This is a genomic window from Aeromonas sp. Prich7-2 (assembly GCF_017939255.1).
Classification (GTDB): Bacteria; Pseudomonadota; Gammaproteobacteria; order Enterobacterales; family Aeromonadaceae; genus Aeromonas; species Aeromonas caviae.
The window spans coordinates 1-16,397 of sequence record NZ_JAGKRI010000064.1; the positions used below are offsets into that span (position 1 = coordinate 1).

General features: G+C 60.6%; 13 protein-coding genes and 1 pseudogene. 3 read left to right on the plus strand and 11 right to left on the minus strand.

Going from position 1 to position 16,397, the window contains the following annotated elements; all coding sequences use genetic code 11:
* Positions 1-200: 200 nt before the first annotated feature.
* On the plus strand, positions 201-605 hold the full coding sequence (gene tnpA, locus J9892_RS12720; protein WP_119197662.1) for an IS200/IS605 family transposase: 405 nt from the start codon (positions 201-203) through the stop codon (positions 603-605).
* A gap of 54 nt (positions 606-659) precedes the next feature.
* Here the strand turns inward: tnpA and J9892_RS25185 are convergent.
* The 6 genes and pseudogenes from J9892_RS25185 to J9892_RS12750 form a co-directional block, all read right to left on the minus strand.
* Positions 660-1,151 (minus strand): annotated as a pseudogene (locus J9892_RS25185) (sensor histidine kinase); the annotation flags it as partial.
* Positions 1,152-1,215: 64 nt separating this feature from the next.
* The gene (rplY, locus tag J9892_RS12730; RefSeq protein WP_010674717.1) at positions 1,216-1,503 is read right to left on the minus strand and encodes a 50S ribosomal protein L25; all 288 of its coding nucleotides are present in this window, start codon (positions 1,501-1,503) and stop codon (positions 1,216-1,218) included.
* 163 nt (positions 1,504-1,666) lie between these two features.
* A complete protein-coding gene (locus J9892_RS12735) occupies positions 1,667-2,497 on the minus strand; it encodes a LysM peptidoglycan-binding domain-containing protein (RefSeq protein WP_052815105.1) in 831 nt (276 codons plus the stop codon).
* 71 nt (positions 2,498-2,568) lie between these two features.
* Entirely contained in the window at positions 2,569-6,483 is a 3,915-nt protein-coding gene (gene hrpA, locus J9892_RS12740) for an ATP-dependent RNA helicase HrpA (protein ID WP_103859259.1), read from the minus strand.
* A gap of 189 nt (positions 6,484-6,672) precedes the next feature.
* On the minus strand, positions 6,673-7,095 hold the full coding sequence (locus tag J9892_RS12745) for a CBS domain-containing protein (protein WP_043152696.1): 423 nt from the start codon (positions 7,093-7,095) through the stop codon (positions 6,673-6,675).
* 83 nt (positions 7,096-7,178) lie between these two features.
* A complete protein-coding gene (locus J9892_RS12750; RefSeq protein ID WP_043152694.1) occupies positions 7,179-8,249 on the minus strand; it encodes a transcriptional regulator in 1,071 nt (356 codons plus the stop codon).
* A 516-nt stretch (positions 8,250-8,765) separates the two neighbouring features.
* On the opposite strand from J9892_RS12750, the gene J9892_RS12755 reads away from it, so the two are divergent.
* Positions 8,766-10,088 carry a YjiH family protein gene (locus tag J9892_RS12755; protein ID WP_210538449.1) on the plus strand — a complete coding sequence of 441 codons (1,323 nt, stop codon included), beginning with the start codon at positions 8,766-8,768 and terminating at the stop codon, positions 10,086-10,088.
* Between the two features lie 57 nt (positions 10,089-10,145).
* Here the strand turns inward: J9892_RS12755 and J9892_RS12760 are convergent, their stop codons facing one another.
* The gene (locus J9892_RS12760) at positions 10,146-11,027 is read right to left on the minus strand and encodes a pirin family protein (RefSeq protein ID WP_113978438.1); all 882 of its coding nucleotides are present in this window, start codon (positions 11,025-11,027) and stop codon (positions 10,146-10,148) included.
* Positions 11,028-11,145: 118 nt separating this feature from the next.
* On the opposite strand from J9892_RS12760, the gene J9892_RS12765 reads away from it, so the two are divergent.
* Complete coding sequence (locus tag J9892_RS12765; protein WP_113978440.1) at positions 11,146-12,072, plus strand: LysR family transcriptional regulator; 927 nt, start codon at positions 11,146-11,148, stop codon at positions 12,070-12,072.
* Positions 12,073-12,183: 111 nt separating this feature from the next.
* Here the strand turns inward: J9892_RS12765 and J9892_RS12770 are convergent, their stop codons facing one another.
* The 4 genes from J9892_RS12770 to J9892_RS12785 form a co-directional block, all read right to left on the minus strand.
* Positions 12,184-12,513 carry a YbaB/EbfC family nucleoid-associated protein gene (locus J9892_RS12770; RefSeq protein ID WP_005301028.1) on the minus strand — a complete coding sequence of 110 codons (330 nt, stop codon included), beginning with the start codon at positions 12,511-12,513 and terminating at the stop codon, positions 12,184-12,186.
* A gap of 124 nt (positions 12,514-12,637) precedes the next feature.
* Positions 12,638-15,118 carry a DNA polymerase III subunit gamma/tau gene (dnaX, locus tag J9892_RS12775; RefSeq protein WP_113978441.1) on the minus strand — a complete coding sequence of 827 codons (2,481 nt, stop codon included), beginning with the start codon at positions 15,116-15,118 and terminating at the stop codon, positions 12,638-12,640.
* Positions 15,119-15,295: 177 nt separating this feature from the next.
* Positions 15,296-15,841 carry an adenine phosphoribosyltransferase gene (gene apt / locus J9892_RS12780; protein ID WP_010674707.1) on the minus strand — a complete coding sequence of 182 codons (546 nt, stop codon included), beginning with the start codon at positions 15,839-15,841 and terminating at the stop codon, positions 15,296-15,298.
* Between the two features lie 132 nt (positions 15,842-15,973).
* Positions 15,974-16,351 carry a YbaN family protein gene (locus J9892_RS12785; protein WP_039039141.1) on the minus strand — a complete coding sequence of 126 codons (378 nt, stop codon included), beginning with the start codon at positions 16,349-16,351 and terminating at the stop codon, positions 15,974-15,976.
* Between the last annotated feature and the right edge of the window lie 46 nt (positions 16,352-16,397).

Sequence of the window (16,397 nt, forward strand, 5' to 3'; positions counted from 1 at the left end):
TTTTCGCCAGCATCCAGAATGCGCTTTGTCTCTGCCAGCCCGTGATTCCAGACATAACGAGCACAACCGCCCAACTGGCGCAGGCGTTGCGCTTGTTGGGCGGTCGGTTCGAGTCGGAACTTGTAGGCTTTCAGAATTTGCATTTAGCGCTCAGTGTGTAGCATTATCGCCATATCTATTAAGCCCGATTGAGTGACAGAATGCAATTCACTAAAATTAATAAATCACGCCATGCGACCTACGTTTTGCACGTACATTTGGTGTTTATCACCAAGTATCGAAAGCCGATACTGGGGGATCTGCATCACGCTTCATTCGGTCAGTGTGCGGCAGAGGTTTGCAGAGATTTTGGTGCGGAACTGAAAGAGTGTGACGGAGAGGCTGATCATGTTCACATGCTGATAGAGTACGGCCCAACAGTGCAGCTATCGGTGCTGGTGAACTCGTTAAAGGCGGTCACATCAAGGCGACTGCGTAATGAATTTCTGGACTTGAGGGGTGCTTACAGCAAACCCGTACTCTGGTCACGCTCTTACTTTGTGGGCTCTTGCGGCGGTGCGCCGTTAGAGGTGATCAAGCAATACATTCAAAACCAGCGGGGCTGACGCCCCGGCGAAATTCCCCTCCCACCTACGTCGGAGGGAGTCCCCTTTCGCATTTAAGATGGGGTTGAAGGGGCGATCGATCACCCCGTGTTCAACGTTGAGATCGAGCGGCGAGACGTAGACCCGCTCCCAGGGCAGCGCCATGGCATCGCGAAAGTAGTAACGCTCCCCCTTGTTCTGCAACTGGTCGTCCGTCACACGCCACAGATGCTGGCCCTGGCGATCGATGCGCACCCGCTCCATGCCATCCGGGGCAAGCCAACGCACCTGGGCATAGTCGGGATTGCGGTTCAGCAGGATGGTGAACTGGACGGCCAGGGTGTCACGGTCATTGCGAGCCGCCGCTTCGAGCAGGATGGGTTCTTCCGACATGCTGCGCACATGGCGCAGCGGCACCGCCAGCTCGCCGTCAAGGCGGCCGCTGGCAAGCGCCAGGAAGGTGCTCTCATCACTGCGAACGCGATAGAGCTCGCGCTCGATCAGTGCATTGCCCAGCAGATAGCTACCTGCCAGGACAAGCAGCAGAATAGGTGAAAACAGCAGGATATTGCTGTAAAAACAAAGAGGCCACCCGATTGGGTGGCCTCTTCACAGGAAAGTTCGTTGTCGATTAGACGCGAACGAAATCCAGGTGAACCAGCTTGTAGCGAACCGGGTGACGCTGGATAGCCTTCACGTTCACTTTGACTTCTTCACCGTTGATGACCAGGGTCAGCTCGGAGGAGTAGAACTCCGGCTTCTCTTGGGCCAGGATCAGCTTCTTGTGGTCCAGGGTAACGGACACGGCTTCTTTGCCTGCACCGTAAACGATGGCAGGAACCAGGTCAGCATGACGCAGGCGGCGGCTCGCACCTTTCCCCAGGTCAGAACGGACTTCAGCTTGGAATACGAAAGACATAGTGATTATCTCTTTTAAGATGAATGTATGGTGTTGACTGCGACCGGTCAGCACCTCGCAAAACGAGCGCGAATACTAGCACGGGCCCGGAGGGGATACAAGGAAAGAACCCGCGTCACTCCTCTTTGGCCAAGAGGCACTCCACCACGCCTCTCGCCATCCCCTAGCGCCCCTGCTCCAGACGGGCAAACTGCTGCTGTCGCTGGGCCGGGCTCAGGGAATCGAATTGCGCCAGAGTCTGCGCTTTCGGGCAATAGAGGCGCTGCCCGGCCTGTACCTGGATCCCTTTGGCCATCCTGTCACGATTTTCCTGCACCAGCGCCAGCAGATAACTGTAAGTATCCGAGCCGCCGGCCTCCTTTGACTGAAGCTGGCTTGCAATGCGCCACAGGGTTTCTCCCGGCGCCACCTGATGACAAACCCGCGATGCCTCCCCTGCCGCCGTGGCGGAAAGAATCAGGGTCGCCTGCTCAGGGGCAGAATCTGCGGTGGCCATGGGCTGTGCATCTCCCTGTCTTGCCAAGGCCTGTGTGGGGACCAGCCCCCCAAGCCGTGCGAGCAAGGGCTCCCCCAGAGGCATCCGCATCTTCCTCTCCCGGGGCAGGGAGAACTCGGCGACAAAGGCGACAGCGCCCGGGACTTCGAACGAGGGGGCCGAGGAGGCGGCTTGCAGTACTGATTGGTGGGGAGCCATTCCATAGGCCATCTCATCGATGCGCTTCAGCCTGGCCAGGTAAGCCTTGGAGAGCTGGGCCTCCCCTTCGAACAGATCGAAGGGGGGCACCAGCCGGGCAGGAAAGAGGATCTGCCAGCGGCCATTCTTCTTTCTCTGTTCAAGTGGGGGAAACTGATTGCCCCGCCAGGCCGCAAAAATGGGCGGCACGGGGCGCTGCACCGGATAGAACTCCGGGTTGAGCTGCACCCAGGTTTGTTCCGCAATGGGTTGATACCCGCTGATGTTGACCAGTGCCACCCCCAACCAGATCCCCAGCATATGACGGCCTCCCTTCCCTTTGGCGTCTCGTTGCTTTCACACTATGGCTCAGAAAACAGATAGATAGCAGCTTAGCACTGGGCAATGGCGCTCTGCACCCGTTTATCCGAGATAGGGTATGGCGTCCCCAGTTGCTGGGCGAAGAAGGAAACTCGCAGCTCCTCGATCATCCAGCGGATATTGGCCACCTCGGCCGGGATCAGCTGGGATTTGGGGATCTTGGCGAGCAGTGCCTTGTACTCCGACTCCACGCTGTGCACCTTGAGCATGTAGACCCGATCCCGGTTGGGATCGATGGCGAGCTTCTCGAGCCGCCGCTCGATGGCCCGCAGGTAGCGCAGCAAGTCAGGCAGCCGCTGCCAGCCGGTCTCGGTGACAAAGCCCTTGTGAATGAGGTTACCCAACTGCTGCTGGATGTCCGACATGGCAAAGGCGGTGTCGAGCTGCATCTTGCCCTTGAGCCGTTTCTTGATCTCATGGGAGAGGGTCAGCACGGCTTCCACCTGTTTGGCCACCTCCACCACCGCATCGTTGAGCTCGGCGCGGACATACTCCTTGAGCGCCTCGAAACCGGCCTCGTCCCAAGCCATGCCGCCGTGCTGCTCAATCAGCTTGTCGCAGCCGCAGGCGATGCAGTCGTCAATCAGCTCGGCCACCTTGCCAAACGGGTTGAAATAGAGCCCGAGCTTGGCCTTGTTGGGCAACTTCTCCTGCAGATACTTGATGGGAGATGGCACGTTGAGCAGCACCAGCCGGCGTTGGCCTGCCCACATCAGCTGCTGCTGCACCACAGGGCTCTCCACCAGCTGGATGGCGACCGAATCTTTCTCGTCTACCAACGCCGGATAGGCCTTCACCTCGAACCCACCGCGCTTCTGACTGTACTCTTGCGGCAGTTCGCCAAAGCTCCACAGGGTGAGGCCAGACTGCTCGATATCATCGTCCGCCACTTGTGACAGAGTCTCCTGCACCTTGCCGCGCAGCGACTCTTTCAATGCCTCCAGATCCTTGCCTTCCGCCACCTTCTTGTGCTTGTCGTCCACCACACGGAAGGTGAGTTTCAGGTGATCGGGCACCGCAGCCCAATCCCAGGATTCACGGGGCACGGTCACGCCGGTCATGCGGCGCAGCTGACGCTCCATCTCGTCCAACAGCGGCCCCTGCTCGGGGTTGATACTGGCGAGCAACGCATCGGCATAATTGGGGGCCGGCACGAAGTTCTTGCGCATCGGCTTGGGCATCGACTTGATGAGGGCCACCAACAACTCGTGACGCAGCCCGGGGATCAGCCACTCGAACCCCTTCACCTCCACCTGATTCAGGAGCGGCAGCGGGATATGCAGGGTCACGCCATCCGCCGCCTCCCCCGGCTCGAACTGATAGGTCAGCTTGAGCTTGAGGCGCCCCTGCTGCCAGAAGTTGGGGTAGTCGAGATCGCTGATGTGGGCCGCATCCCCCTTCATCAACATCTCTTTCTCGAAGTTGAGCAGCTCGGGATCCTGCTTTTGCGCCTCCTTCCACCACTTGTCGAAGTGGCGGGCGGAAATCACATCTTCCGGCAAACGGGCATCGTAGAAGCGGAACAAGTCCTCATCATCCACCAGAATATCGCGCCGACGGGATTTGTGCTCCAGCGCCTCTACCTCGGCCAGGAGCTTGCGGTTATCGCTGAAGAAACGGTGGCGGGTCTCGAAATCCCCCTCCACCAGGGCGCGGCGGATAAACAGCTCGCGGCACAGCGCCGGATCGATGCGGCTGAAGTTGATGGTGCGCTCGTTGACCAGAGTCAGACCATAGAGGGTCACCTTCTCCTTGGCCATCACGGCACCGTTTTTCTTCGACCAGTGAGGGTCGCTGTGGTGCAGCTTGATGAGGTGACCTGCCAGCGGCTCCACCCACTCCGGTTCAATCTTGGCGTTGATGCGGGCGTAGAGGCGCGAGGTCTCCACCAGCTCGGCGGCCATCACCCACTTGGGCGGCTTTTTGAACAGACCGGAGGCCGGGAAGAGGTGGAAGCGGCCGTTGCGGGCCCCGAGAAACTCGGGCTTTTCCAGATCCTTGTTGCCGATATGGCTCAAAAGACCGGTAAGCAGCGCGCAGTGCACCGTCTTGAAGTCTGCCGGTTCTTGGTTGGCCTTGAAGCCCAGCTCCTTGACCGTCTGACGCAGCTGGAAGTGAATGTCCTGCCACTCGCGTACCCGCAGATAGGAGAGAAACTCCTTCTGGCACATGCGGCGAAACGGGTTGCTGCCAAGAGCATCCTGCTGCTCTTTAAGATAGTTCCAGAGGTTAACAAAAGCGAGGAAGTCGGAATCCTTGTCTTCAAAACGTCTGTGCTGCTCGTCGGCGGCCTGCTTTTTCTCCATGGGCCGCTCGCGGGGATCCTGAATGCTGAGGGCGGCGGAGATCACCATCACCTCGCTCAGGCAACCGGTCTGCGCCGCACTGATCACCATCTTCGCCAGACGCGGATCAAGGGGGATACGCGAGAGCTGGCGACCGGTCTCGGTCAGCTGCAGCTTGGCTTCGCGATCGCCCGTGGCGGGCAGCTCGCGCACCGCCTCCAGCTCTTTCAAGAGGGTCAGACCGTCCTTGATATGGCGCGACTCCGGCGGCTCGACGAACGGGAAAGCCTCCATATTACCAAGGCCGAGCGCCAGCATCTGCAGGATGACGGAGGCCAGGTTGGTGCGCAGGATCTCGGGGTCGGTAAAGGCCGGACGGCTATTGAAATCCTCCTCTGAGTAGAGGCGGATACAGATACCATCCGCCACCCGACCGCAACGCCCTTTACGCTGGTTGGCGCTGGCCTGGGAGACCGGCTCGATGGGCAGGCGCTGCACCTTGGTGCGCCAGGAGTAGCGACTGATGCGGGCCGTACCCGGATCGATGACGTAACGAATGCCCGGCACCGTCAGCGAGGTCTCCGCCACGTTGGTGGCCAGTACGATGCGCCGTCCGGCGTGTGGCTGGAACACCTTGTTCTGCTCGGCGTTGGAGAGGCGGGCGTAGAGCGGCAGCACCTCGGTATCGCGCAGGTTGAGCTTGCGCAGGGCATCGGCGGTATCGCGGATCTCCCGCTCGCCGTTCATGAAGATGAGGATGTCCCCGAGCCCCTCGCGGGCCAGCTCTTCCACCGCATCAAAGATCCCCTGCAGCTCGTCGCGCTCCTCCAGCCCTTCGCTCTTGTCATTGCTTTTTTTATCAACAAACAGTGGGCGGTAACGCACCTCCACCGGATAGGTGCGACCGGAGACCTCGATCACCGGCGCCTTGTTGAAATGACGAGAGAAACGCTGGGGGTCAATGGTGGCCGAGGTGATGATCACCTTGAGATCGGGGCGCTTTGGCAGCAGCTGTTTGAGATAGCCCAGGATGAAGTCGATGTTGAGGCTGCGCTCGTGGGCCTCATCGATGATGATGGTGTCGTACTGGGTCAGCATCCGGTCGTTCTGGATCTCGGCCAGCAGGATACCGTCGGTCATCAGCTTGATGTGGGTCTGCTCACTCACCTGATCGGTAAAGCGCACCTTGTAACCCACGTAGTGGCCAAGCTCGGACTCCATCTCCTCGGCAATACGGGCCGCGACGGTACGGGCCGCCAGACGGCGCGGCTGGGTGTGGCCGATGAAGCCCTTGACCCCACGCCCGAGCGCCAGACAGATCTTGGGGATCTGGGTGGTTTTGCCCGAACCGGTTTCGCCGGCGATGATCACCACTTGATGCTCTTCAATGGCTTTGGCGATCTCCCCTTGCTTCTGGCTGACTGGCAGATTGTCCGGATAGGTGACCTTAGGCACGCCCGCCAGACGGGACTGATAGCGCGTCTGTGCCACATCCAGGTCAGCGGCGATGGTTTCGAGCACGGCAGCCTGCTTGGCTTCCGGCAGCTTCTTGACCCCGTGCAGTCGACTGGAGAGACGGCGGGCGTCGAGATTCATGCAGGCGGTAAGACGGCGGCGCAGCGCCTCGATAGAGAGAGACAAGGTACGAATTCCTTAAAAGAGTGCCCATCAAGGGCCATATCGATAGCTGGGGGAGATCCTAAAGAGCGAGGCTGGGCGGTGCAAGCCTTAAAGCGCCGCGCCAGCACATCAAGCCGGAGGCGTCATGACCGTCACGGATGAAAAGAGCAGGCCGGAGCCTGCTCTTTGAAAACAACCAGACAACACCATTCAGACTCTGGCCTGATGCACGAAACAGGTGCCAAGCTGGGCGTGGATGGCCTGCATCACATTGTGGCGGTTGATGACCCCGAGCAGGCGCCCCTCCTCCACCACAGGATAGATCTTGGGCTTTTGACCCATCATCATCTCCGCCAGATCCAGGATGCTGGTGTCGGGGCCGACTGCCAGCACCTCCTTGCGCATCACATCCCTGACCTGGGCCACCTGTTCACAGTGGTAGGCCTCTTTCAACATGACGGCAATGCAATCCTGCTCGGAGACCCAGCCAATCAGATGTCCCTGGCTGTCCACTACGGGGCCGCCCAACTGATGACTGTTGAGAAATTTTTCCACCGCCGCCTGTACCATCATCTCTGCGCTGAAGATGATGGGCTTGGTCTGCATGTAGTCCTTTGCCTTGAGTGATTCCATGACGCTTTCCCCCAACGAGCCTCCCGAGGGGAGGCAAGAGCCGGGCACTATGTCCAGCTCACTCCAAGCATAGTCCGCGTGGATCAGGAGATGGATTGCAGCAAGAGCAAGAGCTCGTTCTGGCTGTGGCAGCCGGTCTTCTTGAACACCCCTTTCAGGGTGGAGCGCACGGTTTCCACCTTGACACCGCGCAGCTCCGCGATGTCGTTGCTGCTGTAACCCTTGCTCATCAGCACCAGCAGCTCCTTCTCGCCAATGGTGAGGGGATAGAGGCTGGCCAGCGCTTCGATGTCAGGATTGAAGGCGTGCTCGGGGTCACGCAGCACCACTTCCACATAGCGTTCAAAGCGGCTGAGTCCGCTCATCAGGGTGCATTGGACCAGCAGCGGGCGCAGGTTAGGCTGACGGGGAATGGACATATAGGCGCTGGCGCCGGGCAGCAAATAGGCAAAGCCATTGAGGATCTCCTTGAGCTGACGTTGCTGCTCCTTATTCTGCAAAGAGAAAATGCCATTGATGGCCCGCAATTCCACATTTTCATCGGCGATACGGTTGAAGGCCACATTGGAATAATGAATATGCCCCTTGTCGTCTATGATGGCGCTGGGCTTATTATGGTTTTTCACCAGCTGTTGCAACTGATAGTTCTGGGTTTCCAGGGCCAGCAAGTTCCAATAATGGTGGCTCCAGGCCGCCAGTCCGGAATAGATTTCCGAGAGCGAGGTGAGGTCGCGACTGCTGAAATCATCTTGCGCTGCACCACGGTAACTGCACAGGCTGCTCAGCCCACGCCCTTTGACCTGGCAGACGCCGCCGGCGGCGAATTGGGCGCCGAAACTTGCCAGCAGGCCCACCGAGCTTGAAATGCTGTTGGCGCTGACGATCCCCTTGCACCCTTTATCCAGATAATGGTTGAACCACACATCCTGGCGATGATGTTGCAGGTAAAACTGCTGCTGGGCCTCGGTCAGACCGCTGGAAAAAAGCTTTATTCCGTCGCTCTTGTCATCATCCCGCAATAAAAACAGGGATGAACTGCAGGAAACGTCGGCACGAAATTGGTCCACGACAAGCTTAATGTCAGAATCATTAATACCGCACTCGTATAACTGGCTGATATAGGGCGATATCCTTTCTTTCTCTAATGCCTTCACACCCGAACTCCTAAGGAAAGTGCGAACAAGTATCCCACGAACAAAAAATGAAAATTTTAGTCATTTAATATCAATGGGTTACCAGTAAATGCTCTCGTGCCATATGACTTATTCGCACCTTCCCTAATTCTTATTTTTATTGAAGAGGCATCTTACTCTGCAATGGGATAGTCGAAAAGTAGTCAAATGAACAAAGGGTTTATGATTTATTCATAAATAGTCATGAATATAGGCTCATGAATATGACCAGAAAGGGTAAATAGCCGCTCATGTTTTTCCTGGCGCTGGTCGCTTACCTTCCTGTTTTGCCTCTTGATGCCTCACCACCCACTCGCCATCCCGGCCCCTCTTTCCCCCCGAGATCACGCTTTTCAGTCTTGGGGTCATCTGCATCCACACCGATTCACATGTTGCATTTTAGTGACTTTGGTGTTTCCATTTTGAGCGCCGAACGATATTGTATATACAAATCATCCCCTCAACGGAATTGAACCATGCGGATCACAAGGAGAGAAAATGGAACCTGAACACACGCTCACTGCACCGGCAGGATCAGGGGCCGGCATCAAGCTGCTGCTGGCCAGCCTGCTTGGCATCGCCATCTTTTTCGTGCCCTTCGAGCTTGGCGGGCGCAGCACCATAGTGGTGGATCACCTGGCCGGCTTTCTGATTGCCCAGCGCCCCCTTGCCCTGACCCTCATTCTCTTGCTCATCGCCTATGGCGCCATCACCCCCTTGCTGGATGGCCGCTGGCGCGCCCGTCCCATCGACAGGGTATTGAGCCTGTTCAAGCTGCTCGGGCTGGCCCTGGCCATTTTGTATGTCACAGACTGGGGCCCTGCCTGGTTGATGACCCCGGATCGCCTCCCCTTCCTGTTCGATAAACTGGCCATGTCTGTGGGTCTCATCGTGCCTATCGGCGCCATGGCCCTGACCTTCCTGCTCGGTTTCGGCCTGCTGGAATTCATCGGGGTGCTGATGCAACCCGTGATGCGCCCCCTGTGGCGCACGCCGGGTCACTCCGCCATCGATGCGGTCGCCTCTTTCGTCGGCAGCTACTCGGTGGGCCTGCTCATCACCAACCGGGTCTTCCTCGCGGGCAAGTACACGGTGCGAGAAGCCGTCATCATCGCCACCGGCTTCTCCACCGTCTCGGCCGCCTTCATGATCATCGTGGCCAAGACCCTCAACCTGATGGGACACTGGAACTTCTACTTCTGGTCCACCCTGGTGATCACTTTCGTCATCACCGCCATCCTGGCGCGTGTTCCTCCCATCAGTCGCCTGGCTCACCAGGGCGAGACCGACGAGCCGCTACCGGCTGGCATGAGCCGCTGGCAGGCGGCCCTCACCTCCGGGCTCACCCAGTCCCACCAGGCAGATCCCCTGCTGCGGCAATTGAAGGACAACCTCAGGGACGGTCTTCACATGGCCGCTGCCGTGGTGCCCACCATACTGTCCGTCGGTCTGCTGGGCCTGCTGCTGGCAAAGCACACCCCCCTGTTCGATCTGCTGGGCTGGCTGCTCTGGCCACTGACCTGGCTGCTGGATCTCGGCGAGCCGCTCGCCACCGCCAAGGCCCTCTCTGCCGGTCTGGCCGAGATGTTCCTGCCCGCCATCCTGCTCAAGGATGCCGACCTGCTGGTGCGCTATGTCGCGGCCGTGGTTTCGGTCAGCTCGGTGCTCTTCTTCTCTGCCTCCATCCCCTGCATCCTGGCCACCCGGATCCCGGTGAGCGTGGGACAGCTGGTGGTGATCTGGCTGCTGCGCACCCTGCTTGGCATCCTGCTGGCCGCCTTGTGCGGTAGACTGGCGCTGGCCCTCGGCTGGCTCGGTTGACCAGGGCTCATAAAAAAACAAAGCGCCATCAGGCGCTTTGTTTTTATCAGGATTGTCTCAGGGGGCGATGACGGCGAACCGGCCGCTGTTGAAATCATCTATCGCCTGATGGATCTCTGCCTCGCTGTTCATGACAAAGGGGCCATAACCCACGATGGGTTCATCGATGGGCTCGCCACTCAGCAGCAACAAGCTGGCCTCGCCCTCCGCCTCCAGCATGAACTCCTCCCCGTTGGGATCGAGCAGCACCAGTTGTGCTTCGCCCGCGCGCTCCTGACCGTTGATAATGAGAGAGCCCTTGAGCACCACCAAGGCGCTGTTCCATCCCGCTACCGCCGGCAGCACCACGCTGGCCCCGCCCTTGAGCCGCAGATCCCAGATGTTCATGGGCGAGAAGGTTCGGGCTGGCCCCTCTACCTCGCCTTGTTGCAACCCGGCATCGTTCCCGGCGATGATGCGCACCCGCACATCGCCCTCCTTGAGGCTCAGTTGCGGGATGCTGTCGCTGGTGATGCCCTGATAACCGGGCGTCGACATCTTGTGTTTGGCGGGCAGGTTGACCCACAGCTGCACCATGTCGAGGGTGCCACCACGACGGGTGAACCCCTGGGAGTGGAACTCGTCGTGCATGATGCCGGCGGCGGCCGTCATCCACTGCACGTCTCCCGGACCGATGATCCCCCCCTGGCCGGTCGAGTCGCGATGGGCGACCTCCCCTTCATAGACGATGGTGACCGTCTCAAAACCACGGTGCGGGTGTTCCCCCACGCCCCTGGCATGATCGGCGGGCTCGAAATGTGCCGGGCCAGCCCTGTCCAGCATCAGGAAAGGGCTCAAGGCGCGGCCATGGGTCTGATACGAGAACAGCGAGCGAACCGGGAATCCGTCGCCGACCCAGTGTTGTCGAGGGGCGCTGTAAATACCGATGACTCTTTTCATGATGCTCTCCTGGGTGATCGTCACGGGATGTGCCGTTGCTCGCATTGTGAGTCTGGAACGCTGCGTCCGGTAGACGTAAAATTGGCCATCAGCGTCCTATTTTGTGAACGATAAACCCATGCAACAGGATCTCAACGACCTCTATTTCTATGTCCAGGTGGTGGATCACGGGGGCTTTGCCCAGGCCGGCAGGGCCCTCGGCATGCCAAAATCGCGGCTCAGCCGCCGCATCGTCATGCTGGAGGAGCGACTCGGAGTGCGCCTTATCCAGCGTTCCACCCGCAGCTTCACCGTCACCGAACTCGGGCAGGCTTATTACACCCGTTGCCGGGCCATGCTGGTGGAAGCCGATGCGGCGCAGGATCTCATCGCCGCGACCCAGAGCGAGCCTTGCGGTCTGGTTCGCATCGCCTGCCCCATCGATCTGCTGCACGCCCACGTAGGGAGGATGCTGGTCTCCTTCGCCCTGGCCCATCCCAGCGTCAAGGTGCAACTCGTCGGGGTCAACCGGGCGGTGGATTTGGTCGCGGAGGGGTTGGACATGGCGCTCAGGGTGCGACCACTGCCCCTGGAGGACAGCGATCTCGCCATGCGGGTGCTGGGTTATGCGACCCAGTGTCTGGTGGCAAGTCCGGCCCTTGTCGCGTCACTCGGCATGCCCCGGGCCCCCGCAGATCTGCTGTCATGGCCGAGCCTCGGTCACGGCGCCAGCCTGGAAGGCCATCACTGGACCCTGCTGGGCCCCGATGGTGCCCGAGTCAAACAGCACCACAGCCCCCGCTTTGCCACCACCGACATGCAGACATTGCGTCAGGGGGCGATCGACGGGCTCGGGGTCGTGCAACTGCCCACCATGATGATGAATGAGCCCCTGGCCGATGGCCGGCTGGTGCGTCTGCTCCCCGACTGGGCACCGCGCCAGGAGGTGATCCACGCGGTCTTCCCCTCACGCCGCGGTCTGCTGCCTGCCATCCGCGCCCTCATCGATCATCTGGTCGAGGGCTTCTCCCCCCTGGGGCAGGCAAGTACGCAGCTCCCGCCATGATCTGTGCATGGCCGTTCCCGGGGGTGCCAACATGCAAAAGGCCAGAGCTTGGCTCTGGCCTTTTCATTTTTCCCCTTCTCAGAGGAGGAGAAACGCATACGGGCAGGATCCTCAGAAGGGCATTTTGAAGCCCGGGGGCAATTGCATGCCGCCGGTCAGCTCGCCCATCTTGGCCTTGTTCTGCTCTTCCACGCGGCGCACGGCGTCATTGACGGCGGCGGCGACCAGATCTTCCAGCATCTCCTTGTCATCTTCCATCAGGCTGGGATCGATCTCGATACGACGCACGCTGTGGCTGCCGGCCATGGTCACCTTGACCATGCCTGCACCCGCCTCACCGACCACTTCCATCTGGGCCAGCTGCTCTTGCATCTTCTGCATGCGCTCTTGCATCTGTTGGGCCTGTTTCATCAGGTTACCCATTCCACCTTTACCAAACATAGATCGTCTCTCGTCTTGAAATCCGGCATCCAGCGCCGGGCTGTGGGTTCATCTGCCCTAAGTGGGGGCAGCCAAAGGTCTTTTCAACCGGGGACAAACCCCGGCACGGTTTTTTCACCGCAACTCAGCGACTCAGGGGTTCGATGCTCTCGGGATGGAGCACGGCGCCGAAACGCTGCAGCAAGAATTGTACGTTGGGATCCGCCGCCAGATCCCGGCTCACCTGTTCACGCACCCCGAGATAGAGACGATGCTCTATCTCGAGCGGCGTCTCCCGCGCGGGATCCGAGCCCAGGGTCACATCGATGTGAACCGGGCCGCCCAGCTCGGGACCGATGATCTCGGCCAGATCGGCGCGGGCCTTGTCGCTCACCAGATGGCGCTGCTCGGGTTTGAGCAGCAGGGAGACCCGATTGCCTTCCCGGGTCATCACCGCGTTGATGGCCAGTTGACGCAGCCGACCACCCACCCCGGTGCGGGCGATGAGCTCGGCCCAGGCGTCCCCGCAATTGACCAGCAAGGACGAGGGGATCAGACGGGCGACCTCCCCCTCCTCTTCGGGCTGGGCGTCGCTCTCCAGGGCATCCCAGTCGATAGTCTCCATCAACGCAATGGCGGGCTGAGGCTCGCTGGCGGCCACTGGAGGCGCGGCAGACACCATAGCGGCAACCGCAGGTGCCGCCGTATCCGCGCTGCCGACGTCAGCGCCCAGATCCCAGGGCGGCAGATCCTCCTGCGAAGGAGATGCCATGGTGGCGGGAGCTGGCTGGGCGGAAGTCACTGCCCGCGTGGGCAACGGGGCACTGGCAAACCCCTCGTCAAACCCCTGATTCAGATACTCTTCGTAGTCACTGGCCCCCTCTTCATAGGCATCCAGAGGGGGCAGGTCGTCATACCCCGTTTGCATGGCAGATCCCTGCCCCGGCATCTCGGGCCGCGCCGCTGGTTGCACCTCGGCCTGGGGCGAATTCGCGACGGCAGGCATCGGGGCCGGTTTGGTCGCGGCCACCGGTTTGACGGGAGTGACTCGGGGGGGCGCGGCGTTTGCACTCTGCTCGCCACGCAGGCGGCTTCGCAGCAGATTGCGCTTGCCAAGCAGGCTCTGCATGCTGGAGGTCGAAGAGATGGCGACGTCTTCCCCTTGGACCTCAACCTGCTGCGTCTGCCCGGCGTCATCCGCCGCCAACGGCGCAGAGGCTGGCTCTGCTGCAGGCGGACTGGCGGGCACCACGGCCTCGTAGCCCATCCGTTCGGCCTCACGCAGCAGCTCATCCTGCTCGGCAAAGAGCGGATCCAGCACTGCGCCCTCCTCCGCCTTGGGTGCGGGGGCGACGTGCTCGGCCTCAAGGACCGATGCTGGCGCGGCGGGAGCCTGTGGTGCTGCGCTGGCAGCCGGGGCCGGCTCAGCCCCCTGGGGCTTTCCCGGCAGGAGCGGCGCGCTTTCCCTCGCAGCCGCCATCACGCCGGAGTGCCCTGTCATGAGAGGTTGGGCCGCCAGGTTGGCGGGATGGACCACCTCGCGCCGGGGAGAGAAGGCCAGCATCCGCAGACAGGTCATCTCCAGTGCGGTGCGCCCGTCAGGGGCCCAGGGCAGATCCTTGCGCCCCCCCAGCACGATTTGATAGCAGAGCTGCACCTCTTCCGGGCTCATGGCTCCGGCGAGCTGCAGCAAGGCATCGGCATCCGCCCCCTGCTCCTGCACGCTCGCAGGCAGCAGTTGCGCCATGGCCACCCGGTGGAGCAAGGCTTCCAGCTCGGCGTGAAGCTGATCGAAATCCGGCCCCAGGGTAGCAATCTCGGTGATCTTGGCCATGGTAGCGGGTGCATCCTGGCGCAGCACTGCCTCCAGCAACTGGTGCAGGTGGTGATGATCGAGGGTCCCCAGCATGGCGAGCACGCTCTCCAGGCGCACGCTGCCGTTGCCGTGGGCCAATGCCTGATCGGTGAGGCTCAGGGCATCGCGCATGCTGCCATCGGCCGCCTTGGCCAGGGCCAGCAGGGCGCGAGGCTCGAAGGGTTGTCCCTCCTGATCCAGCACCCATTCGAGCTGCCTGGCAATCTGGGTCTGATCCAGACTCTTCAGATGAAACTGCAGGCAGCGCGAGAGGATGGTGATGGGGAGCTTCTGCGGATCCGTGGTGGCCAGCAGGAATTTCACATAGGGGGGCGGCTCTTCCAGGGTTTTGAGCAGCGCATTGAAGCTGTGGCGCGACAGCATATGCACTTCATCGATGAGGTACACCTTGAAACGACCACGGGCCGGACGGTACTGGACGTTGTCGAGCAGTTCGCGGGTGTCTTCCACCTTGGTGCGGGACGCCGCATCGATTTCCAGCAGATCGACGAAATTGCCCTGATCGATCTCGCGGCAGGTATCGCACACACCGCACGGATGGCTGCTGATCCCCTGCTCGCAGTTGAGGCTCTTGGCCAGAATGCGGGCGATGGTGGTCTTGCCCACCCCGCGGGTCCCGCTCAGCAGGTAGGCATGGTGAAGCCGTCCCTGATCCAGGGCATTGGTCAGGGCAGTCAGCACATGTTGCTGGCCGACCACTTGTTCAAACGTATGGGGGCGCCATTTGCGCGCCAAAACCTGATAGCTCATAGATCTCGATGCTGGGAAACGAGGCATTGAGGCTGGATGCTAACACAAATGGAGGGCTGGCTGTATGGGGGATGCGCCGCCTTGGGAGGGATCGCTTGAATTTCAAACCGGTGCCCGTTCAGGCACCGGTTTGCGGCAGAAAGCAGGGTGACGAGGCCTGCCGCGCGAAGGGGCGATTTACGCCCCCGCGAGTTCCACCAGAGAGACCACCTTGACGCCGGCGGCGGTCAGGCGGGCATCACCGCCCAGGGACGGCAGGGAGATGATGAAGGCGGCATCCGCTACCTCACCGCCGGCGCGGCGGATGAGCTTGACGGTGGCATCGACGGTGCCGCCGGTGGCCAGCAGATCGTCCACCACCAGCACCTTGTCACCGGGCACGATGGCATCGGTGTGCAGTTGCAGGGTGTCGGTGCCGTACTCCAGGGCGTAGGACTCCTCGATGACGGCGCGGGGCAGCTTGCCCGGCTTGCGCACCGGCACGAACCCCAGCCCCATGGCGTAGGCAACCGGGGCGCCGAAGATGAAGCCACGGGCCTCGGTGCCGACAATCTTGGTGATGCCTTGATCACGGTAATGATCGGCCAGCAGATCGATGGTGGCCTTGAAGGCCTCGGCATTCTCGATCAGGCTGGTGATGTCGCGAAACAGAATGCCCGGCTTCGGATAGTCGGGAATGGTCTTGATGCTCGCTTCGATAAACTTCAGGGTTTCCGGATTCATTATTTGACCGCTTATTTTTTGAGCCCTGCCATGGCGGCGCACGGGGTCTCCGCCTGGGGGCAATAAAAAGGCCCGTCACGCAAAAATGACGAGCCGACTCCATAGCATTATTGCCGCGATAGCTTAGGGATTTCACTTCTTCATTGCAACCGGCTCCAGCACCGGCAGACGCATCAACCAGGTGAGCAGGATCACCATTATGACAACCAGCAGCCACCTCACCCAGGGCAACGGCACCACCAGCAGCGATACCGAGAACGAGATCAGGATAAAGATGATGGCGCGGCGTCTCGCGTGACGGCGAATGCCGCGATACTGCTGCCAGTCGAGGATGGGGGGGCCAAACCAGGGATGCGCCAGCAACCAGCCATGAAAGCGGGGGGAGGAGCGCGCAAACAGCGCCGCCGCCAGCAACATGAAAGGGGTGGTCGGCAGCAGGGGCAGGACTATCCCGACTATCCCGGTGGCGAAGGCAAGCCAGCCCAGGGCCATCAGACACCAGCGTTTCATGGGTACTCCTCTGCATGTATCTCTGCCTTTAGCCTAACAGAGTTGG